At 56.0% G+C, this 1,449-nt stretch carries 1 pseudogene; it reads left to right on the top strand.

Features of this window, described 5'->3' with window-relative positions:
* A pseudogene (locus tag NCT04_RS34185) lies at positions 1 to 1,417 on the top strand (IS1182 family transposase).
* The last annotated feature ends 32 nt before the right edge of the window (positions 1,418 to 1,449 follow it).

Raw genomic sequence — 1,449 nt, 5'->3', positions numbered from 1 at the left:
ATGATGGGTCAGCGAAGTGGCAATCAGGAGCAGCTGTTTTACGCGTTCAACCTTGATGATCATGTTCCGAAAGACCATCTGTTACGCGGCATAGATCATTTCTTCGATGCCAGAGATCTGCGTCAGCACATGGCGTCGTTTTACAGTCATACGGGGCGCCCTTCGATCGATCCAGAGTTGATCATTCGCATGCTGATCATCGGATACTGCTTCGGCATCCGCTGCCGAACGGCGTCTGTGTGAAGAGGTTCATCTGAATCTGGCGTATCGCTGGTTTTGTCGCCTCGGCCTCGAAGATGCGGTGCCCGATCACTCAACTTTTTCAAAGAATCGCCATGGCCGGTTTCGCGACAGCGACATGCTGCGTCATGTATTCGAATCAGTTTTACGTCGCTGCATGAGCGTAGGTCTCGTAGGTGGTGAAGGGTTCGCAATCGACGCCAGCGTCATCAAAGCCGACGCCAATCGCACTCGAGGCATCGCCGGGACTCAAGCGATCGACTGGGGGCATGGCGAAAGGCCCAGCCGTGCGGTACGTGAGTATCTGGCGACGCTCGACGCGAACAACACTGACGCCCAAGACATGGAACCTTCGCCGGAACCTGTCACACAACCGAAGAACATTTCACTAACCGATCCTGCTGCACGTTGGACAGCAGCACCCGGTGGCCCGGCGTTCTATGCCTACTCGACCAACTACTTGATTGATCTGCACGCGGGAATCATCGTGGATGTCGAGGCCACCCCCGCATATCGCACACAGGAAGTGGACTCAACAAGGACCATGATCGATCGGGTCGAGCAGCGCTTCCGCCTCAAGCCACAACGTCTGGTAGGTGACACCGCATATGGCACTGCGTCGATGCTTGCCTGGATGATCAATGAGAAGGCGATTGAGCCGCATGTTCCAGTGTGGGAGAAAGGAAAGCGTAGCGACGAGACCTTCGAGAACAGCGATTTTCAGTGGCTCGAGCAAAGCAATGAGTATCGCTGTCCGGCCGGACACGCACTGCGCAGCGAACGGCGTCCGTTCACGAATCCGCGCACGCACATCACCAAGGCCAACACGGTCGTCTATCGATCAAGCCAGATGGACTGCGCTGAATGTTCATTGAAAGACCAATGCTGTCCGAACACACCCATACGGAAGATAGCCCGAAGCGTCCACGAATCAGCACGCGATAAGGCAAGGGCTATTGCGAAAACACCGGCATACAGGCAGTCACGCAAGGACCGCAAGAAAGTTGAGATCCTGTTCGCTCACCTCAAACGCGTCATGAAGCTGGATCGTCTCCGACTGCGAGGTCCGTCAGGTGCTCATGACGAGTTCTTGCTAGCTGCAACTGCGCAGAACCTGCGGCGAATGGCGAAGTGGTTGATGCCAAAGCAGGAAGAAACGGCGGCAGCGGCCGCTTGAAATGCATCGCAGAGCAACGCCCAGATGCGGCA

The sequence above is a fragment of the Caballeronia sp. GAFFF2 genome, from assembly GCF_023631485.1.
Lineage (GTDB): Bacteria > Pseudomonadota > Gammaproteobacteria > Burkholderiales > Burkholderiaceae > Caballeronia.
This window is presented reverse-complemented; position numbering and strand designations above follow the sequence as displayed.